Below are 26,567 nucleotides of genomic sequence, written 5' to 3' on the forward strand. Positions count from 1 at the left end.
CGATGCAATTACACTTTATCGTTGGGCTTTATCGCGCCTTTGCGTTGCCGCCATTCTGGCGCTTGAAGGAGGCGAGAATGGATTCCTGCGTCAGACCGTCATTTCGCACCATCACGGCATCGAACGCGAGCGGAACCTTCACGGTGATCGCATCCTGATAGTTCATCGCAAGCGACGCGCCCTTCGACCAGCCGTTCGGGCGTTCAAGGGGAATGGGTCCGATTTCCGGCAGGACCACGGCCTGTTCCATCGCCTGCGCGCCATTGGCGAAAGCCGGGGGCGGCTGCAGGAAATGGCCGCCTGCCGGCGCCCGGATCGGCACGGGGGCCTGAGCCGGCGCCGCATTGTATTTGGCACTCGGCGAGTTGCCCGCATAGGCAGCGGACGAGAATGGCACCGGTACGCTGTCAGGCGAAGGGTCGGAATAGCCGCCGAGGCTCTGCAACTGGTCGCCGGTGATCTTCTTGCTGTTGGAGGCAACCATCACGCCGCTCGCGATCTGCCCACCGCCCGGATAGATGCCCGGAAGACGGCTGCCCTTCGGAACATAGGAAGCCATCAGATAGGGCATATCATGACCGTCGAGCGGCGCCTTGCCGACATACTGAACCCGAACGTTGCCCGTACCGCTGTGCTGCAGGTCGAGCATGGAGGCGGTCTTGTTCGAAAGGTCGATGATGCGACCTTCGTGATAGGGACCACGGTCGTTGACACGGACGATCACGGACGAACCGGTTTCAACGTTCGTCACACGCGCATAGCTGGGCAGCGGAAAGGTCGGATGCGCAGCGGAAAGATGCATCTGGTCATAGACTTCGCCGTTCGCAGTCAGGCGGCCGTGGAAGGCAGATCCGTACCAAGAAGCGATGCCCACCTTGTTATAGGAGTAGTCCTCCCTCGGGTAATACATCTTGCCCTTCACCACATAGGGATCGCCCACCATGTAGCGGCCACCGCCCTTGGGGATATTGTTGCCGTTGGCAACACGCGGGCTGGCTTTGACGCCATACTCGCTTTCGGAGAAATATTCCTTGCCGTGGGATTTCTTCTTGGGAACCGCCTGCGTTGTGCCGCAAGCCGCCACCGTTGCGCACACCGCCGACAATGCCAGCCACCGTGCCGCCGTTGCGAAAGACGCCGCCCCGTAATTCAGTTTCATATGCCCCACGCCACCAAAGACCGTTATGGTTAAGGAACTCACTCGTGAATGAGTTGGAGTGCCTTATTCCGTGCCTTCCTAACGAGACTTTAATCTTGTGGATATCATGGCGAATTTGCGAACGATTTCGGCACGATAGCGAGAATTCTAATGATTATGGTTAATATTTGGTTGATTTTAATCTGTGCGGGAATGAAATCGCTCATGTATTTCCGCATGTTGAACCGTTTCGGATCGTGACAGTACCTTTTGGCAACCACGATGGTCCTGCTCCGCAGCAGGACACATTATGGCAGTTTATCCGTCCGAGCTGTCAGAGCACATTGACGCTGAAGTCCGAACCGCTATAAAGCCAGCCAAACCGCGATTTGGCCGTCGGCGGGACGAGTCCTTGTCAAAACGAGGGCCCGTCAGCAAGGACGGACCGGATCAACTGGATGGAAGAGTGTCCGAGTGGTTTAAGGAACCGGTCTTGAAAACCGGCGTGCGGGAAACCGTACCGTGGGTTCGAATCCCACCTCTTCCGCCATCCGTTATTGAATCTATTGGCTGCTTTTCCTCCTGTCGCCGAGTTCCTCATCGCTTGTTCCGGCGAAGACGACCCGGGCCAGCGGCATCAAATCGTATTTCACCATCCTCTTGATTTTGGGATAGGTTCGCCCGAACGATATCTGAAAGCTGGATTGCGTTGTCCGGGCTCCCAAAACGGCGAGTTCAGTAACGCGGTTGGAGGATGGAGGGGAATTGCATGGCGGAGGTACTGGACCTCGACTGCGTCGTCGTGGGCGGAGGGGTCGTCGGGCTTGCGGTCGCGCGCGAACTTGCAATGTCCGGCCGCGATGTGGTTCTTCTCGAGGCGGAGCCGATAACCGGCAGCATTACATCGGCCCGCAACAGCGAGGTCATCCATGCCGGGCTCTACTATGCCACCGGCAGCTTGAAGGCTGAACTCTGCGTTGCCGGAAAACATCGGCTTTACGACTATTGCCGGGAGAGAAATATCCCCCACAGGGCCTGCGGCAAACTCGTTGTCGCGGCGAGTGAGGAGGAGGTTGGATATCTTGAAAAGCTGTCGAGGCAGGCTGCCGCCAACGGCGTCGAAGACTGCTATCTGATCGATGCTGCGGAGCTTGCCCGCAGGCAAGCACAGATCAGGGGCTTTGCCGCACTTGTCTCGCCGTCAACCGGCATTATCGACAGCCATAGCCTCATGCAGGCCTACATCACGGATATAGAGGCCCATGGCGGAGCCGTTATTTGCAATTCTCCCGTCATCGACGGTGAGTTCACTGCCGACAAGGTTCGCCTCGCAGTCGGCGGCCGCGATCCGGTAGAGATCGAGACACGCCTTGTGGTCAATGCCGCCGGCCTGAATGCCTGGGCGCTGTCAGAAAGCCTGTCCGGCCTGGACGCCGGCACGATCCCGCCGCGTCACTACGCCAAGGGATGTTATTTCGCTCTATCCGGCGGTGCGCCCGCAACGCAACTGATCTACCCCGTCCCTGAGCCCGGCGGTCTCGGAGTGCATCTGACACTCGACCTTGCTGGCCAGGCACGTTTCGGTCCTGATGTCGAGTGGATCGAGACGATTGACTATGACGTCGATCCGCGCCGCGCAGACAAATTCTATTCCGCAATCCGCCGCTATTGGCCCAATCTGGCGGATGGCGCGCTGCAGCCCGCCTATTCGGGTATCCGTCCGAAAATCGCCGGACCAGCCATAGGCGGCAGCGGCGACTTTGTGATCCAGGGGCCGGCGCAAACCGGTCACCCCGCCTATGTGGCACTCTACGGAATTGAAAGCCCCGGCCTGACCGCCTCGCTCGCCATCGGGCAGAGGGTGGCAAGACTTGCCGGATAGACAATCTTCTGTCGTCCGCCGGCTTTGATCGAGCGAGAGCCGTAGAGATCCTATCGACCAAAGTTTCTTCTCCGATAATGCAAATTGAGAGTGCTCCGGTTCCAGGTGATTTAATATTAGGTGTATTGCATGTAATGACGTGGCAATTTTACTTAAATTTCATGCTTAACTACTTATTAATGAGCGGCTTGCGCAGTTGAGGCGATAAACTATGCTTGCTCCCAATAAAGGGAGGATATGATGTTCAACAAGAGCTTGCTGATGCCGGCTGGCTTTGCCGCATTGGCCTTTTCCGGCCTGATGTTTCAGATCGCGACACACGCACTTTCGACGCCAGTGACGGTGCTTCATCCCTGACGCCGCCAAACCGCTGCCGCGACGGAACTTATTTCGATTGTGCGCGTTTTATCTCACGTTTTGCCTAGGAGGGAGATCACTATGGAAAACGAAGGTGTGGGTTGGATTGCAGCCATCATCATCGGCGGCTTCGCCGGATGGCTGGCGGAGAAATTCATGAACAGCAACATGGGCGTGTTCATGAACATATTGCTCGGCATCATCGGCGCGATTGTCGCCAATTGGATCCTCGGTATCCTTCATATCCAGCCGTTGACCGGCTGGCTCGGATACCTGGTCACGGGTTTTGTCGGGGCATGCATCCTGATCGCGCTCGGGCGCCTCGTCCGCCGCTGACCTGACACGGAAAGATCGCTGGAAAGATTGAAAAGCCGGACGTCCTGCGTCCGGCTTTTTTCATTATCGGCGGCTGAGGAGACCGAAGAGATAGGCGACGCCTGCCGTGATGGCAATCGCGGTCAGGGGCTCTTCACGCACCTTGTCGCGGACGCGCTCGGTCATGACAGAGGCTTCGTCGGCCACTGCGGTCTTTGCGCCCTGCCCCAGAGCGATCACGCTCTCCGAAAGGCGGGCCAGATCCTCGCGCAACGCAGCAACCTGCGCGGACAGATCTTCGGCGGCAACTTCAGCCTTGACGCGCGCAGCGGTGGATTCGGCGGAAGCGGTTTTCAATTCGGCCATGGTCTGCTCCTGTTTGATGGAATGCCGCTTCAACGAAATGAAGACTGGAAAGGTTCCGCAATGTAGCATCTTTTGTCGTTCGCGGCGGGTCAGCGAGAGCGTGTGCAAGCCTCGCAAGCTTTTCGTGCGACAAGCCTTCATTTCCTCGCAGCTTTGTTTTATGGAACGACGAATGTCTGCCCTTCCGGGGCCAATGATAATGCGAGGTTTGCGTTTCCATGTTCCATTTTCTGAGAAGAGCTGCTCAGACCTGGGTTGCCAAGCTGCTCCTGCTCCTCCTCGTCGCCTCCTTCGGCATCTGGGGCGTGTCGCGTGAGCTGATAAGCGGCGGCAACAGCACGACGGTGGTCACCGTCGGCGACCAGCATGTGGACGTCAACGAATTCCGCCTCGCCTATCAGCGTCAGATTGCGTCTCTGAGCCAGCAGTTCGGCATGCGCCTCACACCCGAGCAGGCGCGCGCTTTCGGCGTTGAACAGCAGGTCCTCGCCCAGCTCGTTGCCGGCGCCTCGCTTGATCAGCTTGCCGATGACATGGGGCTCGGTCTTTCCGAGGACCGTCTTGCCCAGTTGATCGGTGACGATCCGGCTTTCAAGGCAGTCAACGGCCAGTTCGACCGCTCGCTCTTCACCTCGCGTCTGCGCAATGCCGGCATTCGGGAAGACGACTATATCAAGGATCGCAGCAAGCAGGCTGTCCGCAGCCAGATCATCGAAGCCGTCGCGAATGGCTTCCAGGCGCCTGCGACACTCGTCAACGCGCTGAAACTCTATGGCAGTGAGAGCCGCAGCGTCGATTACCTGCTGCTTACGAACGCCAATATCGAGCCGATCAAGGCGCCGGCCGATGACGTGCTCTCCAAATGGTTCGAAGATGCCAAGCAGCGCTACCGCGCACCGGAATATCGCAAGATCGCCTACCTGAAGCTTCAGCCGGATGATATCGCCGATCCCGCGACCGTCACCGACGACCAGATCAAGGAAGCCTTCGACAAGGCAAAGGCGGCTTATACGACGCCGGAAAGCCGCACGCTTGAACAGTTGACCTTCGCCAGCAAGGATCTCGCCAATGCGGCCGAGACCGCGCTGAAGACCGGTACGAGTTTCGATCAGCTCGTTACCGATCAGGGCAAGACTGCGGGCGACGTGCTGCTCGGAGAATTCACCAAGGACAAGGTTCCGGATCAGGCCGTTGCCGACGCCGCCTTCGCCGTCAAGACCGACGGCGGCACGACGCCTGTCGTCGACGGCAGCTTTGGACCTGTGATCCTGCGCGTGACCAACATCAAGCCGGAGACCACCAAGAGCTTCGACGAGGTCAAGGAAGAGCTCCGCAAGCAGCTTTCGGTCGCCAATGCTTCGCAGGAAGTGATCAACGTTCACGACCGTATCGAGGATATGCGCGCCGGCGGCACATCTCTTGAAGAGATCGCTAACCAGCTCAAGCTGAAGGCCGTCGTCATCGACGCCATCGACATGACGGGTGCCGACAAGGACGGCAATCCGGTCAAGGATATCCCGGCGCAGCAGCAGCTTCTGGCGGAAGCCTTCAAGACCGATGTCGGCGCCGATGCGGTTGCCATTTCCGTCGGCAATGACGGCTATGTCTGGTTTGATGTCCGCGATATCATGCCCGAGCGTGATCGCCCGCTTGCCGAAGTGCGCGACAAAGCCGTCCAGGACTGGACCGCCGAGCAGCAGAAGGCCGAGCTTGCCAAGAAGGCAGCCGAGTTGAAGGCCGAGGCGCAGAAGGGCACGTCGCTTGCCGATATCGCCACGCCGCTCGGAATCGCCGTCGAAAGCAAGAGCGGCTTTACCCGCTCGACCGACGATCCGGTTCTCGGTCGCGCTGGCATCAACGCAGCCTTCTCGGGCCCTGTCGATACCGTCGCAGCAGCCGTTGGCGCCGATCCGAGCACCCAGATCCTGCTGAAGGTGACCGAGGTCAACGACCAACCGACGACCGATGCCCTTGATAACCGCGACCAGCAGATCACCGCCATGGCAAACGCCGCCGGCGACGATATTCTGGATCAGATGGTCAACCTGTTGCAGAGCCAGTACGGTACACAGGTCAACCAGAAACTCGCCGAACAGGCGACCGTCCGCTAGGGGGAAGCGACGCATGACCGATCTGAAGCCGCTTCTGGCCAAGGCAGCAAGCCGCGAGCCCCTGACCCGTGACGAGGCCCGCCAGGCCTTCGATATCCTGATGTCCGGCCAGGCAACGCCTTCGCAGATCGGCGGCTTCCTGATGGCGCTTCGCGTTCGCGGCGAGACGGTCGACGAGATCGTTGGTGCCGTCACCACGATGCGCTCCAAGATGCTGCGGGTGGAAGCGCCTGCCGACGCGATCGATATTGTCGGCACAGGCGGTGATGCCAGCGGCACCTACAACATATCGACGCTGGCGGCGCTGATCGTCGCCGGCGGAGGCGTCCCGGTCGCCAAGCACGGAAACCGCGCGCTGAGCTCGAAATCCGGCGCCGCCGACAGCCTTGCGGCCCTTGGCGTCAATCTCGAGGTTACCCCGGAGATGATCACCCGCTGCATCGCAGAAGCCGGTGTCGGCTTCATGTTCGCGCAGCAGCATCATTCGGCCATGCGCCATGTCGGGCCGACGCGCGTCGAACTCGGAACGCGTACCATCTTCAACCTGCTCGGTCCCCTCTCCAATCCGGCCGGCGTCAAGCGCCAGCTTCTCGGCGTCTTCGCGCCGCAATGGGTGGTACCGCTTGCCGAAGTCATGCGCGACCTCGGCGCCGAGAGTGTGTGGGTCGTCCATGGCGACGGCCTTGATGAAATCACGACGACCGGCACGACCAGCGTTGCAGCGCTCGAAAACGGCAAGATCCGTACCTTCGAGCTTTCGCCTGCTGATTTCGGTGTGGCGCCTCGCGTGCTCGCCGAGATCAAGGGCGGCGACGGCACCGTCAATGCTGCAGCACTGCGCGAGGTGCTCGGTGGCGCCAAGAACGCTTACCGCGATATTGCGCTCGCCAATGCTGCCGCGTCCCTCGTCATCGCAGGCAAGGCAGAGACGATCCGTGACGGCATGACGCTTGCAACGGAATCGCTCGATAGCGGCGCAACCGCATCTGCGCTCGATAAACTGATCGCCGTATCCAACGATATCGACTAGGATCGTCTCATGACCGATATCCTGAAGAAGATCGAAGCCTACAAGCGCGAGGAGATCGCTGCCGCCAAGACAAGGACCTCGCTTGCCGATCTGAAGGCCATGCAGGCCGGGCAGTCCGCGCCGCGCGGCTTCCGCAAGGCGCTCATCGCCAAGCGCGATGCCGGAGAATTCGGCCTGATCGCCGAGATCAAGAAGGCAAGCCCCTCCAAGGGGCTTATCCGTCCCGATTTCGATCCGCCTGCTCTCGCCAGGGCTTACGAAGCCGGTGGTGCTGCCTGCCTTTCCGTGCTGACCGATACGCCGAGCTTCCAGGGCGCACCGGAGTTTCTGACGGCAGCGCGCGCCGCCTGCGCCCTGCCCGCACTGCGCAAGGATTTTATGTTCGAGACCTATCAGGTCCATGAAGCCCGCGCCTGGGGTGCCGACTGCATCCTGCTCATCATGGCCTCGCTCAGCGATGACGATGCCGAGCGCCTGCAGGACGAAGCCTTCTCGCTTGGCATGGATGTGCTGGTCGAAGTCCACGATGCGCGGGAAATGGAACGTGCGCTCAAGCTGTCTTCGCCGCTCGTCGGTATCAACAACCGCAACCTGCGCACCTTCGAAGTCAGCCTCGCCGTCAGCGAGACGCTGGCTGCAATGGTTCCTGACGATCGTCTTCTTGTCGGCGAAAGCGGTATCTTCACCTATGAGGATTGCAAGCGTCTGCAGGCCGTCAGGATCAATACCTTCCTCGTCGGCGAAAGCCTGATGCGCAAGGATGACGTCGCGGCCGCCACACGCGCGCTCCTGACAGGCGAAGCCGCAATCGCGGCCGAATGAGCATGAGCGGCGAAAAGCCAGGCCTCACTCATATCGGTGCCTCTGGCGAGGCGCATATGGTCGATGTCTCCGACAAGGCCGAGACCGTGCGCATCGCCACTGCCGAAGGCTGTGTGAAAATGGCGCCGGAGACGCTTTCGCTCATCCTTCAAGGCAATGCCAAGAAGGGCGACGTCATCGGTACCGCTCGCCTTGCCGGCATCATGGCCGCCAAGCGGACGGCCGACCTCATTCCTCTCTGCCATCCGCTTATGCTGACAAAGGTCACGGTCGAGATCGAAGAAGATGCCGACCTGCCCGGCCTGCGGGTCACGGCCACTGCCAAGCTCACCGGCAAGACCGGTGTGGAGATGGAAGCGCTGACTGCTGTCTCCGTCGCATGCCTGACGATCTACGACATGGCCAAGGCCGCCGACAAGGCGATGGAGATCGGCGGTGTCAGGTTGCTTGAAAAATCCGGCGGCAAATCCGGCGATTTCCGCCATCCGGGGGCAAGATGAACCTTCTGCCGGTCGCCGAGGCCCTGAGCCGCCTGCTGTCCAGTGCCGCGCCCGTCATGGCGTCCGAAACGCTGCCGCTCGCAGAGGCTGAGGGTCGCGTTCTGGCCGCCGACCTCACGGCCGGTCTGACCCAGCCGCCATTCAATTCTTCAGCCATGGATGGCTATGCGCTGCGCCGCGAGGATGCGCCGGAGCCGGGCGCCGTTCTGAAGGTCATCGGCACATCGTCCGCCGGCCACGGCTTCGAAGGTAGCGTTGGCCGCGGCGAGGCTGTCAGGATCTTTACCGGCGCACCCGTACCGTCGGGTGCCGATAGCGTGTTGTTGCAGGAGGACGCGGAACAGATCGAAGGCGGCATCAGAACCAATTTCCCGGTGCGGCAGAATCAGCATGTTCGCCCACGCGGTCAGGATTTCACCGAAGGCGAAGTGGTGTTGCCCGCCGGTACGATCCTCGATTTCTCGCGGCTGACGGTCGCAGCCGGCATGAACCGGCCCGATGTCGCGGTGTTGCGCCGTCCCGTCATCGCCATTCTTGCGACCGGCGACGAACTTCTGCCGCCCGGAAGCACGCCTGGTCCCTCACAGATCATCGCCTCCAACACCTTTGGCGTCGCGGCCCTTGCCCGCCGCGCCGGTGCCGACGTGCTCGATCTCGGCATCGTGCCTGATGACAAGGCGAAGATCACGGCAGCGATCGACAAGGCGCGCAATGCGAAAGTCGATGTGATCGTCACCCTCGGTGGCGCCTCGGTCGGCGATCATGATCTGGTGCAGGCGACATTGATCGAAGCCGGCATGCAGCTCGATTTCTGGCGCATTGCCATGCGCCCCGGCAAACCGCTGATGGTCGGCAGCTTCGGAAAGACCCATGTTCTTGGCCTCCCCGGCAATCCCGTCTCGAGCCTCGTCTGCTCGCTGCTCTTTCTGGAGCCGCTGATCCGTAAGCTTGGCTCGCTGCCATCGGTCCCGCGCGAGACGATGGCGGAGGCCGCCGTCACGCTGCGCGCCAATGATCACCGTCAGGACTATGTGCGCGCCAAGCTCTCGAAATCCGCTGCTGGCGGCTGGCTTGTCGAACCCTTCGACAAGCAGGATTCATCGATGATGAAGACCTTCGCCCATTCGGACTGCCTCATCATTCGCCCGCCGCATGCGCCGGAATTGCCGGCGGGAGCCACCTGCCCGGTCATGCTTCTGCGGCCAGATCTCCTCGCCTGACATTTCTTGAGGCGACCGCAAGCCAGAAGCAGAGCTGTGCCAGCACGCTTGCGCCGAGGATTACGGTCGCCGCGGCAAGTCCGGGGTCACCGCCTATGCCCGAAAGCGCACTGCAGATAGCGCCGACGGCCATCTGCGTCGAGCCGTAAAGGCCGGAGGCCGAGCCGGTGACTTTCGGATTGACGCTGACGGCGAGCGTCAGCGCATTGGGCGAGGCCACGCCCGCGCCGATCGTATAGACCATGATCGCAGCCATCATCGGCAGAAGCGTCAGATGATGGCTCACGGCGAGGCCGAAGAAGACCAGTGCGGCAGCAATGCTGACGAGATTGGAAATCACCATCAGTCGCTTCATCGCAAACCGGCCGATCAGCCGCGTGGCGATCATGCTGCCGATCCAGTAGCCGAAGATCAACAGTGCAAGACAAATGCCGACCTCCGTTGCCGGGCGGCCAAGCTCGTTGATGACGATGAACGGGGCGGATGCCGTGAAGGCATACATGGAGGTCGTCGCACAGCCGCCGCCAACGGCATAGCCGACGAATGAGCGCGACGCGAGCAGCCCCAGATAGTCACGGCTCAGTGACTTCATGGAAGCCTCGGAGTTGCGGCTGCCAGTTTCCGGCACCTTGCGCCATGTCAGCAGCAGATTGACGATGCCGAGCGCGCAGAGGGCCACGAAGATCGAACGCCAGCCGAGCGTAGAAGCAAGCGCGCCGCCGACGATCGGGGCAAGCCCCGGCCCGACCGTGACCATCAGGTTCATGATCGCAAGCCGCTTGGCCGTTTCATCGGGGCTGGACGTGTCGCGCACGATCGCGCGGGCAATGACAAGCCCGGCGCAACCACCAAAGGCCTGGAAGAGCCTGGCCGCGATCAACGCATGCACGCCGGGCGAGACAAGTGCGGCGACGCCGGCGAGCGTATAGAGCACAAGCCCGCTCATCAGCACCGGCCGGCGTCCGTAGCGATCCGAAAGCGGACCATAGACCAGCTGGCCGACGGCAAGGCCGAAAATGTAGAGACTGACGGTCAGTTGCATCTCGCCGATCGAGGCACCGAGATCGGTGGCCGCTGCCGGAAGCGCAGGCACGAAAATATGCATGGCCAGAGTGCCACTGAAGGTAATGAGCCCGAGTAGCCAGACCGGTATGTGACGCTTTGCGCCAAGTGGTCGCGCTTCGTTCATCGGGCCTGGATGCGTATTCACTGTTCTGGTTCCTCGAGCTGCCGGGCAAGCACGTCGCTGATGTGATCGAGCACGCGCCACGTGGTTTCGATGTCCTCGCGCGGCAGCAAGGCAAGCGCCTCCTCGCGGATGCCCAGCGCCACGCGTTCGACCGCCTCCACGGTCCTCCTGCCCTCTTCCGTCAGCAGGATTTCCTTTGCACGCCTGTCTTCGCCTTCTCGTCGCTCGACCAGTCCCGCCTTCTCCAGATTATCGATCAGGCGTACGACCGAGGAATTGTCGAGTGAGAGCGAGGCGGCCAGTTCCTTCTGGTGCATCGGCGTCGGCGAGCGGGCGATACGCAGCAGCGGCAGCCATGTCGCTTCCGTCAGCCCGAAAGGCTGCAAACGCAGATTGGCGACACGCCGCCAGTAGCGAGCGGTCTGGGAGATGAGGCTCCCGAATGAGGTTGTGATCTTGTCGTCGGTCATGTCAATATCGATGGGATAGCAATAAATGACATGTCATCTATTGTGGCGCAAGACGAAAGTGTGATTGGTGCGTCGTTTCAAGCGATGAACTTTTCTCGGTTCACTTCAGTCGGAAAACAGCGCTGTCGGCGGTCGAGAGGCTCTGGGCTCCGCCAAAATCCGGCACCGCATAGTTTGCAAGCCGCAGCAGTGAGTTTGTGGGAAGGGGCGCCCTGCCGGGATCGCCGACGAGCACATCGAGACCGGCCATGCGGCAGCGTTCGAGAAAAGGCAGGACACGCTCCGCCAACGCCTCGTCATAGAAGATATCACCGGCCAGCATTACCTCGGCAGCAGGCGGAGCATCTCCCATGATGTCGCCGAGTTCCGTCTCGATCATGACACCGTTCGCTGCAGCGTTCATCAGCGTAGCGGCAATCGCCTTGTCATCTATATCAACGGCCAGAGCATGTGCTGCACCGCATTTCATTGCCGCAATGGCGACAAGACCGGAGCCTGTGCCGAGATCGATGATGCGTTTGCCGGCAACCGTTTCGGGATGGTCGAAGAGATAGCGCGCAAGCACGGCGCCACCTGCCCAGGGATAGGCCCAGTAGGGCGGCATCAGATCGGAATCATCAGCCATTGCAAGCCGATAGAGGCCGCTCCTCGGTGTCGCCGTATGCAGCCTGACCTTAGGTATGGAAGGCACTTCCGAAAGCGGCAGGTTCGCCTTGATGAAGGCCGTCAGGTCGAGACGATCATCTGTGGACGCCGGTCTCATCTGCTATCGATTGCCTCGTTGCGACAGGCCTTCAGGCCCCCCGGACGGCATAATACCTCGCTGGACCTTTGTATAGTTATGGAAGCCCGCGCCCCCGCGTAATTTCCACCCGCGATCCCCCAGGGGTTCGCCCCTATTTCCTAAAGCTGGAGGAACTTATGCAACCGATCACCAGACGCTCATTCTCGGCCGCTCTCGTTGCAGGGGCCGCACTCAGCATGTTTCCGGCTGCCAGCCGGGCCGCCACCGTCACCAAGGCAAAGAATGTCGTTCTCGTCCATGGCGCTTATGCCGATGCATCCTGCTGGCTGGATGTCATCCCTCATCTGCAGGCCGCCGGTCTGAACGTGATGGCCGTTCAAAACCCCCTCACCTCTTTTGCCGACGACGTCGAAGCCACCAAGCGTATCCTGGCGCTGATGGATGGTCCGACCGTGCTGGTCGGCCATTCCTATTCCGGCATGCTCGTCACCGAAGCTGGTGTCGATCCCAAGGTCACGGCACTCGTCTACATCGCCGCTCGCGCGCCGGATGCCGGCGAGGATTATACCGCGCTTGCCAAGCAATATCCGACGCCGCCGGCCAGTGCCGGCCTTGTTCACAATGGCGGTTACGCCCAGTTGAGCGAGGAAGCTTTCGTGAGAGACTTCGCCGGCGATCTGCCGGTTGCCCGCGCCAAGGCGCTCTATGCCGTGCAGGGCCGCATTTCCGATACGCTGTTCACTGCCAAGACGACGGTTGCCGCCTGGCGCTCCAAGCCGTCATGGTATGCCGTTTCGAAGAACGACCGCACCATCAATCCCGATCTCGAACGCTTCATGGCAAAGCGCATGAATGCGACGACTGTGGAGCTCGACGCCAGCCACGTTTCGCTGATCTCGCAGCCGCGCGCCGTCGCCGATCTCATCCTCGCAGCAGCCGGTCAAGACGAACATATCTGAGACCTTCGCTGCATGCCGGCCGCATTGCCTTACCAGTGCGGCCGGCGACTGCGTTAGCGGTCCTTTTTCTTGCCGAACTTGCCCTTGCCGCCTTCGAACTTGCCGCCTTCGAATTTCGGCTTCGGGCCTTTCTTCGTCCAGGGCTTGTCGTCCTGACGCTCGGCACTGGCGGGCCTGTCCTTGCCGAACTTGCCCTTCGGCTTCTCGCCGCGGAAACGATCATCGCCACGATCCTCGAACGGCTTCTTGGCAAAGGGTTTGGCAGCCGGTTTGCTGAAATCAGGCATGCCGTTCAGCCTGACCACGCGGATACCGCGTTCCATCGTCTTGTTCGGGCCGAGTGCGCCGAGAAAACCATCGGCGCTATCAGCAGCAATTTCGACAAAGGTTTCATCCGGCTGCATCTTGATCGCGCCGATCTCACGCTTCGTGAGATTGCCGTTGCGGCAGAGCATCGGGATCAGCCAGCGCGGCTCGGCATTCTGCTTGCGGCCAACGGAGACCGAGAACCAGACGCTCGGACCGAAGTCGTCGCGCGGTCCCTTCTGCGCCGGAGCAAATTCGCGTGCCTCGCCGTTGTCGCGGCGTTTGCGGGCGCGGTCGTCCTGCACCGAAACCTCGATCAGGTCTTCCGGCGCCGACTGATTGGCGCGGTAGAGGCGCACGAAAGCGGCGGCAAGCGTCTCGGCACCATGGCTGGCGATCAGCTTCTGTACGAGATCCTGTTCTTCATCCTGCGGCTTGTCGGCAAAGATCGGATCTGCGAGCAGCCGCTCGTCGTCGCGTTCAGTCACTTCTTCGACGGACGGCGGACGTGCCCAGGTGGCATTGATGCCGGCATTTTCCAGCAGTCGCTCTGCCTTGCGGCGAACGTTGAGCGGCACGATGAGCGCGCTGACGCCCTTGCGTCCCGCACGGCCCGTACGGCCGCTGCGATGCAGCAGCGTTTCCGGATTGGTCGGCAGGTCGGCATGCACGACGAGATCGAGGCCCGGCAGGTCGATGCCGCGTGCGGCGACATCGGTTGCGATGCAGACGCGCGCGCGTCCGTCGCGCATGGCCTGCAGCGCATGGCTGCGCTCGTTCTGGGTCAATTCGCCGGAGAGTGCCACGACATTGAAATTGCGGTTGTGGAACCGTGCCGTCAGGTGATTGACGGCCGCACGCGTCGAACAGAAGACAATCGCATTGCGCGCCTCGTAATAACGCAGCACGTTGATGATAGCGTTTTCACGGTCGCTTGGAGAAACGACGAGCGCGCGATAGTCGATGTCGATATGCTGCTTCTCTTCCGCCTGCGTGCTGATGCGCACGGCATCGCGCTGATAGCTCTTGGCGAGCTTGGCGATCGCAGCTGGAACCGTTGCCGAGAACATCAGGGTACGGCGCTCATCGGGCGCCGCTTCGAGGATGAATTCCAGATCTTCGCGGAAGCCGAGATCGAGCATCTCGTCTGCCTCATCCAGCACGGCAGCCTTGAGCTCGCTCATGTCGAGCGCATGGCGGCGGATGTGGTCGCAGAGACGTCCCGGCGTGCCAACGACGATATGCGCACCGCGTTCCAGCGCACGGCGCTCGCTGCGGATATCCATGCCGCCGACGCAGCTGACGATCACTGCGCCTGCCATTTCGTAGAGCCATTCCAGCTCGCGCTTGACCTGCAGTGCCAGTTCGCGCGTCGGCGCGATCACGAGAGCAAGAGGTGCGGCGGCTGGCCCGAAACGCTCGGCGCCTTCAAGCAGCGTCGGCGCAAGCGCCAGGCCGAAGGCAACGGTCTTGCCCGAGCCGGTCTGGGCGGAAACGAGAGCGTCAGATTCTGCGAGCGCCGGATCGAGCATCGCCTTCTGGACGGGGGTAAGTTCTGTATAGCCGCGCTTCTGCAACGCCTTGGCGATCGCCGGAGAGACGCCGTTATAGTCAGTCATTTGTTCGATCTTTCGGAGCTGTCAGGCGCAGCGAGCGCCGTAGCCGGAAACGTCCGGCCGAAGAGTTGGGCCGTTCCTACTCGCTCCGGCTGCGAATGTCAAAGTGTCTCGCCGCGCCATGTGTAGATGGCGATGCCGCCGGAGCGGCCGCGAAGCTTCGTATCGAACGGTCCGGCTAACCGCCCCGTGTGCAAGGGAATGGCATCGGGACCGGCGGCGTCGAGCAGTCCGGCGCTGAGTGCAAGTTCCGCACCGCGGCTTGCCGCCACTTCCATCAGTCGCTGCGCGACATTGACGGTATCGCCCGTCGCGGTGATCTGCTGCCGGTCGCCGGTGCCAAGACGCGAAGCGACGATCGGGCCGCAATGGGCGCCGAGCTTGAAGCCTATCTTCCTGCGCCGAAGCTCCGGATGGCCTGCGAGGAAGAGGCGCGTGCGATCGGCAAGCCGTATGGCGCAGGCTGCGGCCCGCGCCGCATCGTCCGCCGCCGGTGCCGGCAATCCGAAGAGGATCATGGCGCCGTCACCCATGAAGCTGGTGATCGCGCCCCCGAGAAGCCGTACTTCCTCATCAATCAGTTCAAAGAAGCCGCTGAGGATCTCGCGCACCATGGCCGGTCCGACCGCTTCGCTGAGGCCGGTGAAGCCCGAGAGATCGATGAAGACGACGGAAGCGTTCTGCCGCACGGGCTCGGCCAGGAATGCCGGGTCGCGCGCCAGCCACTCCCCGAGGCCAGGCGCCTCGATGCGCTGCAGGCGCTCGGATTGATCGGCAAAGTGCCGCGCACGGCGGCGGTCTCGCCAGAGTTCTGCGGCGCCGAAAATAATCGCAGGCGGGAGTGCAGCCGCAATCGGCAATGCAGCACTCAGCCAGTAACCGTTCGCGAAAGCAGCAAGGTTGAGCATCGCCCAGGCAATGACCGTGAGGCAGATGATGATAAAGCCGAGAGCGCTGCGGCGCCAGGCGACCAGCGCGACCAGGAGAACAGGCAAGGCCGTCGCAATGCCGGCATCCGCCTGCCGTGTTCTGCTGTCGCGTACCATGCCATCGCCGGCGATCAGATGGGTGATTGCCGTCGACATGACTTCGACACCCGGCAGGATGGGATCGAACGGTGTGGGAAAGACATCGCCGCCGCCGGTAACTGTTGCGCCGATCACCACAACCTTGCCGGTGATGGCATCCGCCGGCAGCTTGCCATCGAGCGCATCGGCAGCGCTGAAGGTGCTGATGCTGCCCGCAGGACCATAGAACGTCAGCGGCAGGCGCTGGCCCGTATCCGTTGGAATGCGGTGAGCACCGAGCCGGATGCCATCGTTTTCGATCAAGGGTTCAGCGCCGAGCGCAATCGAGGCCGCGCGCAACGGAAAGGCTGCGTCCAGACGGTCGGCGGCGCGAGAAAACAGCGGGATGAAACGCGGTACGCCGCTTTGGTCCGTCGCGACATTGACGATACCGAGCGGCGCAGCCTCCGCGAAGCGCGGCTGCGGCAGCAGAAGCTGCTGTGCTTCGGGTACCGCTGCAAGCGGATCCTCGGCATTTGCCGTCACTGACTGGAGACTTTGTGGAAAGGTCGCGGCACCGGCGATGATGCTGGGCGCGGACTTGATCGCCGTTGCGAGCGCCGCATCCCCCTCCTCCGTGCCGGGATCGACGAGCAGTATATCGAGAGCCAGCGCCCTTGGTTTCAACGCCCCGATGGAGGTTACAAGTTGTGCAAGCGTCTCCCGCTTCAGCGGATAGCCATGTGCTGCCGCGGTGCGGTCATCGATCGCGATAATGGAAACGATATCGGGCGGAGACCGGACACCGACGATCATGCTGCGCAGATCGACAAGCGTGGCTTCCACACGCTCGATCAGGCCGGAGTTCGACTGCTGCTGCAGATGGAAATAGCCGAGGGCAGCGCCCCACAGACCGGCGAGCAGCAGTGCGATCACTGTCGGAAGCCGGTGGTTCATGAGACCGCTTATTGACCGAGGCGTGAAAGAAGAGCCGCGACGCGGGGCGCCGGCCAGGTGCGAACGGTGAGCGCAGCCGTTCCGCGCGTCACGTCCACCCCCTCGCCCGGTCCAAGCACGACGGCTGCCCCTGCCGGACGGCGTACGCCGACGCGGCCGCGTGTGACCAGTACGGAGGTCGTGCCGCCTTTGACATCGACGGCCCATTGGGTCCCGCGAACGGCCGCGATCGCCTGCGGTGTCACCACCTGGAAACCGCCGCGATGCTGGCTGCTGTCCACGTCGACAAGGGCAGCCTTGCTGCGCAATGACAGCGAATCCGGACTGCCGTCGCGATTGCGATCGATGAGTGTGAAGGATGCTCCGCGTTCGGCGGTGATATTGACGCCGCCAGGGCAGCGGAAGATCTGGTTGCCATTCGCTGCCCGCGAAATCGCGCAGCCGGCGGACTGGGCATAAGCTGCTCTCTGAGGCAGGAGCCCGATGGTCAGGACAGCGAAAAACAGGCTGAGGGAGATTGCTGGGATGGCTTTCATGATCCGCCTCTCATGACCGCCGGTACATCCTCGAAGGCGCCGGCCGGTCGATACTAGCTGAATTCGCCGGTTTCCCTATGCAAAAATCGGAGGCCGTGCAAGCCATTCGGAAACATTCAGGGTCCGCTCGGTGACGGCCCGATGTAGCGAGCGCGAGGGCGAATCAGATGGCCGCTTTCGATCTGCTCCATCGCATGCGCCAGCCAGCCGGCTGTGCGCGCCAGTGCGAAGATGATGATCGGCGCCTCCTCCGGCAGTTTGAAGGCGGCCGTCATGGCGGCAAGCGCGAAATCGGCGTTGACCGGCTCGCCCACCATCTCTTCGCCGGCCCGCTGAACATCGCGGAAGATTGGCGGCACGTCGAAAGACGAGAGCAGAACGCGTGCCCGCACATCGCCGTCGGGATAAAGCGGATGTCCGAAGGCCCCCAGCCTGCTTCCCCGCAGCAACTGGTGGCGGATCGCGCACTCCGCCCCGATGCTGGATGCGGCTTCGACAAGGGCATCGATACTCCGCCACGCCGAGCCATGCAGTGGGCCGGTCAGCGTCGAGAGACCCGAGAGCACGGCGGCAGAAAGTGCCGCTCCCGTCGAAACCGTGACGCGGACAGCGAAGGTCGAGGCATTCAGCTCATGATCGGCGAACATGACGAGCGCCCGACGCAGGCAATCGGCGGCCTCCGGCCTGCCCCAGCATGCAGCAAGACGGTGATGCAGGGAATGGTCTGTCGGGCCTGGCGCCAGTGCATCGGCAATGGTGGAAAGCACGCTGCATGCTTCCATCTGCAAGGCGGGGCGCGCACGTCCGAGCGACGGCAGATCGGCGCTCACCCGTCCTGCCAGCGCCAGAAGTGCAGCCTGAATGGCAGGCGCTGCCGGCTCTGGCGCGCGCGCTGCCACGCAGGTAAAACTTTCCGCGTTCCAAAGGAGCAGCGCAGTCTCCTCCAGCGTCGCATGCACTGAAAGCTCCGTCGCATCCCGCCCCCGATAAAGCAATCGTCCCGCGGCAATGGTTGAGATCGCGGATGCCAGCACGGGATCGCCCCAGCTGATTGCCTCGGCGGCGACCGTCTCGCTCTTGCGTCGGCCGGCATGCCGCTCGGCAAGCCGTTTGACGTCGCTTTGCTGATAGAGGCTGCGGCGCGGGTCGGCTGGGTCGGCCTTGGCACGGATGCGACCCCGGCTGACATTGGCATATAGCGTCTGCGGCTTGGTGCCGAGTTCCGCCAACGCTTCCTCTGCTGTCACCCAGGTCATCGCAACCTCATATTGATCAATTACATCAAGATTGACGTCAACCAAACTAGGTCCGATCTTTCTTCTGGTAAAGGAGAAAACCCATGAAAAATGGTTTGGAAGATGTCATTGCCGCTGAAACACAGCTCTCGGATGTCGACGGCGAAGCGGGCCGGCTGATCATCCGCGGCATATCCCTGGATCATCTGGCCGGGCGCAGTACCTATGAAGATGTCGCCGCGCTGCTGCTGGATGGATTGATCGAACCGCATCTCGATGCAACCGATTTGCGCCGCCGGCTTGGCCAGGCGCGACGGGTAGTTTTCGCGGAAGTCAAAGCCGCCGATTCCCGCTTGTTGGCGCTGCCGCCGGTCGATGCGATGCGAGCACTCGTCGCCCGGTTGCCGGACGGTGAAGATATCGACACTGCGCTTCGCCTGCTTGCAGCACCCGCTGTCTTCCTGCCGGCGGTTCTGCGCCTGCAGCGCGGCGAGAAGCCGGTAAAGCCCGATGCCGGCTCGTCGCATTCAGCCGATATCCTGCGGATGCTATCGGGCACGGTGCCGAGCGCCGAGCAGACGGGTGCACTCGACACCTATCTCGTAACGATCTCCGATCACGGCCTCAACGCCTCAACCTTCGCATCGCGCGTCATCGCCTCCACCCGCGCCGGCCTCACCTCCTCGGTGCTGGCGGCGATCGGCGCACTGAAGGGACCGCTGCATGGGGGCGCGCCGGGGCCGGTGCTCGATATGCTTGACGGTATCGGGAGCGATGCCAATGCCGGCCCCTGGCTGCGCTCGGCGCTCGATCGCGGCGAACGGCTGATGGGCTTCGGCCACCGTGTTTACCGCGTGCGCGACCCGCGTGCCGATGCGCTGAAAAATGCGCTGAAGCCGCTTGTTGCTGCAGGTCAGGTGAATACCGGCCGCATCGCGCTTGCCGAAGCTGTTGAGCAGGCAGCGCTCGCGATCCTGAAGGAGCGCAAGCCAGACCGACCACTGGATGTGAATGTGGAATTCTATACCGCGTTGCTTCTGGAAAGCCTCGGCTTCCCGCGCGATGCCTTCACCGGCGTCTTTGCGATCGGCCGCACTGTCGGCTGGGTCGCCCATGCCCGCGAACAGGGGCTGGAAGGTCGTCTCATTCGTCCCCGCTCGGTCTACGTGGGACCGCTGCCGCAGGCGGCGTGACGGAATGAAAAAAGCCGCTCCCTCGTTTCGGAGGGAGCGGCTGGAATTGTGTAACAGCGAAGAATTAGACCAATCGGCTCTGTTCCGTCGCCGCTTCGATGAAGCTTGCAAAGAGCGGATGCGGATCGAGCGGGCGGGACTTCAGTTCAGGATGGTACTGAACGCCGATGAACCAGGGATGGTCGGGATATTCGATCGTCTCCGGCAGGACGCCGTCAGGCGACATGCCCGAGAAGACGAGGCCGCAGTTTTCCAGCCGGTCCTTGTAGTCGATATTGACTTCGTAGCGATGGCGGTGACGCTCGGAGATATCGGTGGAGCCGTAAATATCCGAAATCTTCGTGCCCTTCTTCAGGGACGCCTTGTAGGCGCCGAGACGCATCGTGCCGCCGAGATCGCCCGCTGCCGTGCGCTTCTGCAACTCGTTGCCCTTCACCCATTCCGTCATCAGGCCGACAACCGGCTCCGGCGTCGGGCCGAATTCGGTCGAGGAGGCGTTCGAGACATCGGCGAGGTTGCGCGCAGCCTCGATGACGGCCATCTGCATGCCGAAGCAGATGCCGAAATACGGCACCTTGCGCTCGCGGGCAAAACGCGCCGCATGGATCTTGCCTTCCGAACCGCGCTCGCCGAAGCCGCCCGGTACCAGAATGCCGTGCACCTTCTCGAGATACGGTGCCGGATCTTCCTTTTCGAAGACCTCCGACTCGATCCATTCGAGCTTGACCTTGACGCGGTTCGCGATACCACCGTGATGCAGCGCTTCGATCAGCGACTTATAGGCATCCTTGAGGCCGGTATACTTGCCGACGATCGCGATCGTGACTTCGCCTTCCGGGGTGCGGATGCGGTTGCAGACCTCTTCCCACTGGTCGAGGCGCGGCTTGGGAGCCGGCTCGATCCCGAAGGCGGCAAGCACTTCGTCGTCGAGGCCTTCCTTGTGATAGGCCATCGGCACGTCGTAGATATTGGCAACGTCGAGCGCCTGAATGACGGCGGAAGGGCGCACGTTGCAGAACAGCGACAGCTTGCGGCGTTCGGCTTCCGGGATTTCCCGGTCTGCGCGCACCAGCAGGATGTCGGGATGAATGCCGAGCGCCTGGAGTTCCTTGACGGAATGCTGCGTCGGCTTGGTCTTCAGTTCGCCGGCTGCCGGAATATAGGGCATCAGCGTCAGGTGCACGTAGATTGCAGTGCCGCGCGGCAGGTCGTTGCCGAGCTGACGGATCGCTTCCATGAAGGGCATCGCCTCGATATCGCCGACCGTGCCGCCGATTTCGCAGATGACGAAATCATAGTCGTCATTGCCTTCGATGACGAAATCCTTGATCTCGTTGGTGACGTGCGGGATGACCTGAACGGTCGCGCCGAGATAATCACCGCGGCGTTCCTTGTCGATGATGTTCTTGTAGATGCGGCCGGTGGTGATGTTGTCGGTCTTGGTCGCCGAGCGTCCGGTAAAACGCTCGTAGTGGCCAAGATCGAGGTCGGTTTCCGCGCCGTCGTCGGTGACGAAGACTTCGCCGTGCTGGGTCGGGCTCATAGTGCCCGGATCCACGTTCAGATAGGGGTCAAGTTTGCGAAGCCGGACCCGATAACCACGGGCCTGCAACAACGCTCCGAGAGCCGCGGCCGCAATTCCTTTTCCGAGGGAAGAAACCACGCCGCCAGTGATGAATACGTATCGCGCCATGGGAGTCACCGGATACCTTTTCAAAAACGATTCCACCAGCCCAAAAATTCTTTTCCAGAACTTTTGGTGCGTGGCGCAAGAATCTGAACAAAAGAAAACCGGCAGACCCGAGGGCCTGCCGGCGGTTTATTTTCTGGACCGGCTTATTGTCCCGTGGGGACGCCGGAAGGCTGTGCCGGCGCGGTCGCGGCGGGAGCCTCAGGCTGGGCCGGAGCCGTCGTCGTCGGAGCAGCCGGGGCGGTCGCCGCAGGGGCGCTCGCAGCCGGTGCCTGAGTTGCAGGCGCCTGCGCTGCAGGAGCTTGCGTTGCCGGGGCAGCCGGTGCCGGTGCCGCAGCGCCGCCATTCGGAATGCCGCTATTATCGGCAGGCTGGGCCGGAGCCGGCGTGTTGCCACCGCCGAGCGAATCGAGAATGCCGTTGCCCTGCCCGCTCGTTGCCGGAATGCGATTGAGAATATCGGTCGGGCGGCTTTCGTAACGGGTCAGGATGCCGAGGCCGAGCGAAGTAAGGAAAAACAGCGTCGCCAGGATCGCCGTCGTGCGCGTCAGCGCATTGGCCGTGCCACGGGCCGACATGAAGCCCGATCCGCCGCCGATACCGAGACCGCCGCCTTCGGAGCGCTGGATGAGCACGACGCCGACGAGCGCGAGCACGATCATGAGATGGATGACAATCAATACGGTCTGCATGGGTCCAGTCCTGCCCGTCTGAGGACGGACATAAAGTAAAAATCTGGCGGCTCTTTACATGAGGTCATCAGCTATTCCAAGCCCTTCGGCCAGGAATATGCAATCGACTCAGGCGAGCAGCGCCTCGTATGTGCCGTAGATGGCGAGGAAGTCGGTGGCTTTCAAGCTCGCGCCGCCGATCAGCGCACCATCGACATTGTCGACGGCAAGCAGTTCGCGGGCATTGCCGGGCTTGACCGAGCCGCCGTAGAGAATGCGCATGCCCTTGCCCTCATCACCGAAGCGGTGGACGAGTTCGGAGCGGATGAAGGCATGGGCGATTTCCACGTCCTTTGCCGTCGGTGTCAGCCCGGTGCCGATCGCCCAGACGGGCTCATAGGCAATGACGGTATTGTCAGCAGTTGCTTCCCCCGGCAGCGAGCCGGAAAGCTGGCGCTTGAGAATGTCGAGCGTCTGATAGGCGTCGCGCTCTTCGCCGGTCTCGCCGACGCAGACGATCGCCGTCAGGTCTGCCTGATAGGCGGCTTGCGCCTTGCCGCGGATCATATGGTCGGTCTCGGCATGGTCGATGCGCCGTTCCGAATGGCCAACGATCACGTAAGTGCCGAAGCAATCGGCGATCATGTCGGCCGAAATATCGCCAGTATGCGCGCCGGACTGGGCCTGATGGCAATCCTGTCCGCCGATCGCAAGTGGGCTGTCGGTCGCAAGCGCGGTCGAGACGTAAAGCAGTGTCGCCGGCGGGCAGATCAGCGTTTCGACCTTGTCGGACAGGGGAACCATGACGCCCTGGGCAATCGCCTTGATCTGGTCCAATGAATCGCGCGTGCCGTTCATCTTCCAGTTCCCCGCCACGAGCGGGCGTACGTCAGGTGTCATGCTGCTCTCCCAAAATCCGCATATCCGGCGGCCTTAGCAAAAGCGTGGCTCAAAGGAAAGCGCCTGGGGTGGCCGCGGCGAAATATGATGGCCTGAAAGCCCTATGTGACCTGGAATCTGCCCGTTCAGGACGCCAGAACCCAGTTCAGCACTCTGCGCCAGTCGATCATGCGGATCGGCGTCCCATGATTGCCATTCTGGAAGAGCGTGAAATGCGTCGGGTATTTTGCCTTGTGGAGCTTCTCGTACAGCGCCTGCTGGTCGGTGGCGGCATAGACAGGGTCGCGGCTTCCATGGGCAAACCAGAGCGGCAGCTTGGCCTTGTAGAACGGGCTTTTCGCAAAATCCGGGTCCGACACGCCGCTCATGATCAGCATCCCCTTCAGCCGTTTGACGCTCTCGGCGTCACGGGTGATGCCCCAGCAGATCTGGCTGCCCATCGAGGCGCAGCTGAGGATGACCGGGCGGCCGGGAGACTGTGCGCTTGCATAGCGGATGAGCCCGGCAATGGCGGTCACGCCAGTGGCGTCGAAGGTTTTGACCGTCGGCGAATAGTAGACGCCCCCATTACCGGCCGTAAGGTTCTTCAGCCGGTTGAAATTGCCGCCGAAGGAATAGTCGTTGGCGCCGAGGCGCCGGTCGCCGTCGCGGCCATGGATGAAGATGACCGTGAAGGCGGCATTCTCAGCCGGTCCCACCCTGGTGACGTCGAGTCTGGTGCCGTCGAGCGACAGCGTTTCGTCCGCCTGCAGTTTCTTGACACCGAGCGAGACATATTTCTGCTGTACCCGCTTTTGAGGGATCTGGTCGCGCCCATTAATGTCGCGCATCTCGTCGTAATCGATCACTTCCGATGCGCCGTCATCGCCCGTCTGCAGCACTTTCTGCGTCGAAAACAGATCGTCCTTGTAGGGCGGCAACGTCTCGGCCGAGGTGGTCGTGACAGCCGCGGACAGGAAAAAGGCCGCAATTGCAGTGATTATGGTGCAATGACTTGTGGACATCGGCATGCAGATGGTTCCCAAAGAGCTGCCGCGACTTGCCATTCGGCGCCCGGCAACGCAAATCACATCTTGAAAAGCTCCGCAAATCCGGGGCGCGTCGCGTATCGGGGCGCTTTCTGTCAGAATTCCCCTGATTCGCAAACGCGATACGGACCGCGACTATTGTGGGCCAGCGGCGGCCCTTCACGAGAATGAAGATCTGAACGGTTCCATGGAAGACAGCAACGACCTCTTTTCCGGAATGCCCCTCACGCAAAAGCAGGAGGAGGCTGCAAAGCCTGCGGCACCTGCCGAACGGCCCGCCGCAGCTGCGGCACCCGCTGCCGCGCGCCCTGCCCCGGCAACGTCGAACGGCGATGATTATGGCGCCTCATCGATCCGTGTTCTGGAAGGTCTGGAACCGGTGCGCATGCGCCCCGGCATGTATATCGGCGGTACCGACGAAAAGGCACTGCACCACCTCTTTGCCGAAGTCATCGACAACTCGATGGACGAAGCGGTGGCCGGCCATGCCGATTTCATCGACGTGCATCTCGATATTCAGGGTTATCTGACTGTCACCGACAACGGCCGCGGCATTCCGGTCGAGAACCATCCGCAGGTTCCCGGCAAGTCGACGCTCGAAGTCATCATGACCAAGCTTCATGCCGGCGGTAAGTTCGACGGCAAGGCCTATGAGACCTCTGGCGGTCTGCACGGCGTCGGCGTCTCCGTCGTCAATGCACTGTCGGATGTTCTCGAAGTCGAAGTGGCTCGCAACCGCAAGCTCTACCGCCAGCGCTTCTCGCGCGGCGTGCCGCAGGGTGGCATCGAGGAACTGGGTGATGTGCACAATCGCCGCGGCACCAAGGTTCGCTTCCACCCCGACCCGCAGATCTTCGGCGACCACGCGAAGTTCGATGCGGGCCGAGTCTTCCGCATGGCCCGGTCGAAAGCCTATCTCTTCGGCGGCGTCGAGATCCGCTGGAGCTGCGATCCGGGCGTGCTGCCCGAAGGCTCCGACGTGCCTGACAAGGCCGTCTTCCACTTCCCCGGCGGCCTGAAGGATTACCTGCAGGCGACGATGGGCAAGGAATTCACCGTCACCCGCGAAATCTTCGCCGGCAAGAGCGAAAAGGTTGCCGGCCACGGTGCGCTGGAATGGGCGATCACTTGGTATGGCGGCGATCCGCAGGTTCACTCCTATTGCAACACCATTCCGACACCCGAAGGTGGCACGCATGAGGCGGGTTTGCGCATCGCGCTGACCAAGGGCCTGAAGAGTTATGCCGAACTGACGCAGAACAAGCGCGCCGCGCAGATCACCACCGACGACGTGATGATTTCGGCCGTCGGCATGCTCTCGGTCTTCATCCGCGAACCGGAATTTGTCGGCCAGACGAAGGATCGACTGGCGACGGTCGAAGCCCAGCGCCTTGTCGAAAACACTCTGCGCGACCCGTTCGATCACTATCTCGCCGATAATCCGGGTGAAGCCGAGAAGCTTCTCGACTGGGTAATCGAGCGAGCCGAAGAGCGCCTGCGCCGCCGCAAGGAGAAGGAAGTCAACCGCAAGACCGCGGTACGCAAACTGCGCCTGCCCGGCAAACTTGCCGATTGCTCGCAGAACACCGCCGAAGGCGCCGAACTGTTCCTGGTCGAGGGTGACTCGGCAGGTGGCTCCGCCAAGCAGGCACGCAACCGCGCCAACCAGGCGATCCTGCCGCTGCGCGGCAAGATCCTCAACGTCGCCAGCGCCGGCCGCGAGAAACTCGGGGCGAACCAGCAGATCTCCGATCTCGTCCAGGCGCTCGGCTGCGGCACGCGCTCGAAATATCGCGAAGAGGATCTTCGCTACGAACGCATCATCGTCATGACCGATGCCGACGTCGACGGCGCGCATATCGCTTCGCTGCTCATCACCTTCTTCTATCAGGAGATGCCGGAGCTTGTGCGCGGCGGTCATCTCTTCCTCGCCGTGCCGCCGCTCTACAAGATCACGCAGGGCGCAAAATCTGCATATGCCCGTGATGACGAGCATCGCGCCGAACTGATGGAGACTGAATTCAAGGGCAAGGCCAAGATCGAGATCAGCCGCTTCAAAGGTCTCGGTGAAATGCTGCCCGCCCAGCTCAAGGAAACCACAATGGACCCGTCAAAGCGCACGCTTCTGCGCGTGCTGATCGACGAGGTGGATTTCGAAGGCACGCGCAATGCCGTCGACGACCTGATGGGGACCAAGGCCGAGGCACGCTTCCGTTTCATCCAGGAACGTGCGGCTTTCGCCGAAGACCTCGATATTTAAGCCTTAGCGAATTCATAGAACTGACGAAGAACCGTTACGCTTCCGTCAAAATACCGGCGCAATA

At 61.8% G+C, this 26,567-nt stretch carries 23 protein-coding genes and 1 tRNA gene; 11 read left to right on the forward strand and 13 right to left on the reverse strand.

Features of this window, described 5'->3' with window-relative positions; all coding sequences use genetic code 11:
- Positions 1–28: 28 nt before the first annotated feature.
- Positions 29–1,159, reverse strand: coding sequence for a septal ring lytic transglycosylase RlpA family protein (locus FHT93_RS01735; protein ID WP_112968131.1), 1,131 nt, complete (start codon positions 1,157–1,159; stop codon positions 29–31).
- A 439-nt stretch (positions 1,160–1,598) separates the two neighbouring features.
- Between FHT93_RS01735 and FHT93_RS01740 the strand changes: the two genes are divergently transcribed.
- From FHT93_RS01740 to FHT93_RS01750, 3 genes are all read left to right on the forward strand, one after another.
- Positions 1,599–1,688 (forward strand) — tRNA-Ser (locus FHT93_RS01740).
- 219 nt (positions 1,689–1,907) lie between these two features.
- The gene (locus tag FHT93_RS01745) at positions 1,908–3,020 is read left to right on the forward strand and encodes an NAD(P)/FAD-dependent oxidoreductase (RefSeq protein WP_113015897.1); all 1,113 of its coding nucleotides are present in this window, start codon (positions 1,908–1,910) and stop codon (positions 3,018–3,020) included.
- A 438-nt stretch (positions 3,021–3,458) separates the two neighbouring features.
- The gene (locus FHT93_RS01750) at positions 3,459–3,713 is read left to right on the forward strand and encodes a GlsB/YeaQ/YmgE family stress response membrane protein (protein WP_112547644.1); all 255 of its coding nucleotides are present in this window, start codon (positions 3,459–3,461) and stop codon (positions 3,711–3,713) included.
- A gap of 63 nt (positions 3,714–3,776) precedes the next feature.
- Here FHT93_RS01750 and FHT93_RS01755 read toward each other — a convergent pair whose 3' ends face one another.
- A complete protein-coding gene (locus tag FHT93_RS01755) occupies positions 3,777–4,058 on the reverse strand; it encodes a hypothetical protein (protein ID WP_112547781.1) in 282 nt (93 codons plus the stop codon).
- 218 nt (positions 4,059–4,276) lie between these two features.
- On the opposite strand from FHT93_RS01755, the gene FHT93_RS01760 reads away from it, so the two are divergent.
- The 5 genes from FHT93_RS01760 to glp are packed head-to-tail and all read left to right on the forward strand — an operon-like array spanning position 4,277 to position 9,741.
- Positions 4,277–6,169, forward strand: a complete 1,893-nt coding sequence (locus FHT93_RS01760; RefSeq protein WP_113015896.1) for a SurA N-terminal domain-containing protein — start codon at positions 4,277–4,279, stop codon at positions 6,167–6,169.
- A 13-nt stretch (positions 6,170–6,182) separates the two neighbouring features.
- The gene (trpD, locus tag FHT93_RS01765) at positions 6,183–7,199 is read left to right on the forward strand and encodes an anthranilate phosphoribosyltransferase (RefSeq protein ID WP_113015895.1); all 1,017 of its coding nucleotides are present in this window, start codon (positions 6,183–6,185) and stop codon (positions 7,197–7,199) included.
- 9 nt (positions 7,200–7,208) lie between these two features.
- Complete coding sequence (gene trpC, locus FHT93_RS01770) at positions 7,209–8,021, forward strand: indole-3-glycerol phosphate synthase TrpC (protein ID WP_113015894.1); 813 nt, start codon at positions 7,209–7,211, stop codon at positions 8,019–8,021.
- A gap of 2 nt (positions 8,022–8,023) precedes the next feature.
- Positions 8,024–8,521, forward strand: coding sequence for a cyclic pyranopterin monophosphate synthase MoaC (gene moaC, locus FHT93_RS01775; protein ID WP_113015893.1), 498 nt, complete (start codon positions 8,024–8,026; stop codon positions 8,519–8,521).
- The gene (gene glp / locus FHT93_RS01780; RefSeq protein WP_113015892.1) at positions 8,518–9,741 is read left to right on the forward strand and encodes a gephyrin-like molybdotransferase Glp; all 1,224 of its coding nucleotides are present in this window, start codon (positions 8,518–8,520) and stop codon (positions 9,739–9,741) included. Before moaC ends, glp begins: the two co-directional genes overlap by 4 nt.
- Here the strand turns inward: glp and FHT93_RS01785 are convergent.
- The 3 genes from FHT93_RS01785 to FHT93_RS01795 all read right to left on the reverse strand — a co-directional run bounded on the left by FHT93_RS01785 (position 9,710) and on the right by FHT93_RS01795 (position 12,163).
- Positions 9,710–10,951, reverse strand: a complete 1,242-nt coding sequence (locus tag FHT93_RS01785; RefSeq protein ID WP_348649755.1) for a multidrug effflux MFS transporter — start codon at positions 10,949–10,951, stop codon at positions 9,710–9,712. The two genes, glp and FHT93_RS01785, sit on opposite strands and share 32 nt — an antisense overlap.
- Positions 10,948–11,400, reverse strand: coding sequence for a MarR family transcriptional regulator (locus FHT93_RS01790; RefSeq protein WP_113015890.1), 453 nt, complete (start codon positions 11,398–11,400; stop codon positions 10,948–10,950). Before FHT93_RS01790 ends, FHT93_RS01785 begins: the two co-directional genes overlap by 4 nt.
- A 100-nt stretch (positions 11,401–11,500) precedes the next feature.
- Entirely contained in the window at positions 11,501–12,163 is a 663-nt protein-coding gene (locus FHT93_RS01795; protein WP_113015889.1) for a 50S ribosomal protein L11 methyltransferase, read from the reverse strand.
- A 158-nt stretch (positions 12,164–12,321) separates the two neighbouring features.
- On the opposite strand from FHT93_RS01795, the gene FHT93_RS01800 reads away from it, so the two are divergent.
- The gene (locus FHT93_RS01800; RefSeq protein ID WP_113015888.1) at positions 12,322–13,104 is read left to right on the forward strand and encodes an alpha/beta hydrolase; all 783 of its coding nucleotides are present in this window, start codon (positions 12,322–12,324) and stop codon (positions 13,102–13,104) included.
- 53 nt (positions 13,105–13,157) lie between these two features.
- Here the strand turns inward: FHT93_RS01800 and FHT93_RS01805 are convergent, their stop codons facing one another.
- The 4 genes from FHT93_RS01805 to FHT93_RS01820 form a co-directional block, all read right to left on the reverse strand.
- Positions 13,158–15,029, reverse strand: coding sequence for a DEAD/DEAH box helicase (locus tag FHT93_RS01805; RefSeq protein WP_113015887.1), 1,872 nt, complete (start codon positions 15,027–15,029; stop codon positions 13,158–13,160).
- Positions 15,030–15,127: 98 nt separating this feature from the next.
- Positions 15,128–16,990: an adenylate/guanylate cyclase domain-containing protein gene (locus FHT93_RS01810; protein WP_183845953.1), complete on the reverse strand. Its 1,863-nt coding sequence runs from the start codon at positions 16,988–16,990 to the stop codon at positions 15,128–15,130.
- 8 nt (positions 16,991–16,998) lie between these two features.
- Positions 16,999–17,526 (reverse strand): FecR domain-containing protein, encoded by a 528-nt coding sequence (locus FHT93_RS01815; RefSeq protein ID WP_183845954.1) that lies wholly within the window; start codon positions 17,524–17,526, stop codon positions 16,999–17,001.
- A gap of 116 nt (positions 17,527–17,642) precedes the next feature.
- Entirely contained in the window at positions 17,643–18,782 is a 1,140-nt protein-coding gene (locus FHT93_RS01820; protein ID WP_183845955.1) for a citrate synthase, read from the reverse strand.
- 83 nt (positions 18,783–18,865) lie between these two features.
- On the opposite strand from FHT93_RS01820, the gene FHT93_RS01825 reads away from it, so the two are divergent.
- Positions 18,866–19,954: a citrate synthase/methylcitrate synthase gene (locus FHT93_RS01825; RefSeq protein WP_183845956.1), complete on the forward strand. Its 1,089-nt coding sequence runs from the start codon at positions 18,866–18,868 to the stop codon at positions 19,952–19,954.
- A 64-nt stretch (positions 19,955–20,018) separates the two neighbouring features.
- On the opposite strand, the gene FHT93_RS01830 is transcribed toward FHT93_RS01825, so the two are convergent.
- From FHT93_RS01830 to FHT93_RS01845, 4 genes are all read right to left on the reverse strand, one after another.
- Positions 20,019–21,647, reverse strand: a complete 1,629-nt coding sequence (locus FHT93_RS01830; protein ID WP_112547657.1) for a CTP synthase — start codon at positions 21,645–21,647, stop codon at positions 20,019–20,021.
- Positions 21,648–21,790: 143 nt separating this feature from the next.
- Positions 21,791–22,336: a preprotein translocase subunit SecG gene (gene secG / locus FHT93_RS01835; RefSeq protein WP_112968145.1), complete on the reverse strand. Its 546-nt coding sequence runs from the start codon at positions 22,334–22,336 to the stop codon at positions 21,791–21,793.
- Positions 22,337–22,444: 108 nt separating this feature from the next.
- On the reverse strand, positions 22,445–23,215 hold the full coding sequence (gene tpiA, locus FHT93_RS01840; RefSeq protein WP_112547659.1) for a triose-phosphate isomerase: 771 nt from the start codon (positions 23,213–23,215) through the stop codon (positions 22,445–22,447).
- 125 nt (positions 23,216–23,340) lie between these two features.
- Positions 23,341–24,225, reverse strand: a complete 885-nt coding sequence (locus FHT93_RS01845; RefSeq protein ID WP_183845957.1) for an alpha/beta hydrolase — start codon at positions 24,223–24,225, stop codon at positions 23,341–23,343.
- A 205-nt stretch (positions 24,226–24,430) separates the two neighbouring features.
- Between FHT93_RS01845 and parE the strand changes: the two genes are divergently transcribed.
- Positions 24,431–26,503, forward strand: a complete 2,073-nt coding sequence (gene parE, locus FHT93_RS01850) for a DNA topoisomerase IV subunit B (RefSeq protein ID WP_112547661.1) — start codon at positions 24,431–24,433, stop codon at positions 26,501–26,503.
- Positions 26,504–26,567 lie beyond the last annotated feature (64 nt).

The organism is Rhizobium sp. BK379 (assembly GCF_014193955.1).
In the GTDB taxonomy this organism is placed as follows: Bacteria; Pseudomonadota; Alphaproteobacteria; order Rhizobiales; family Rhizobiaceae; genus Rhizobium.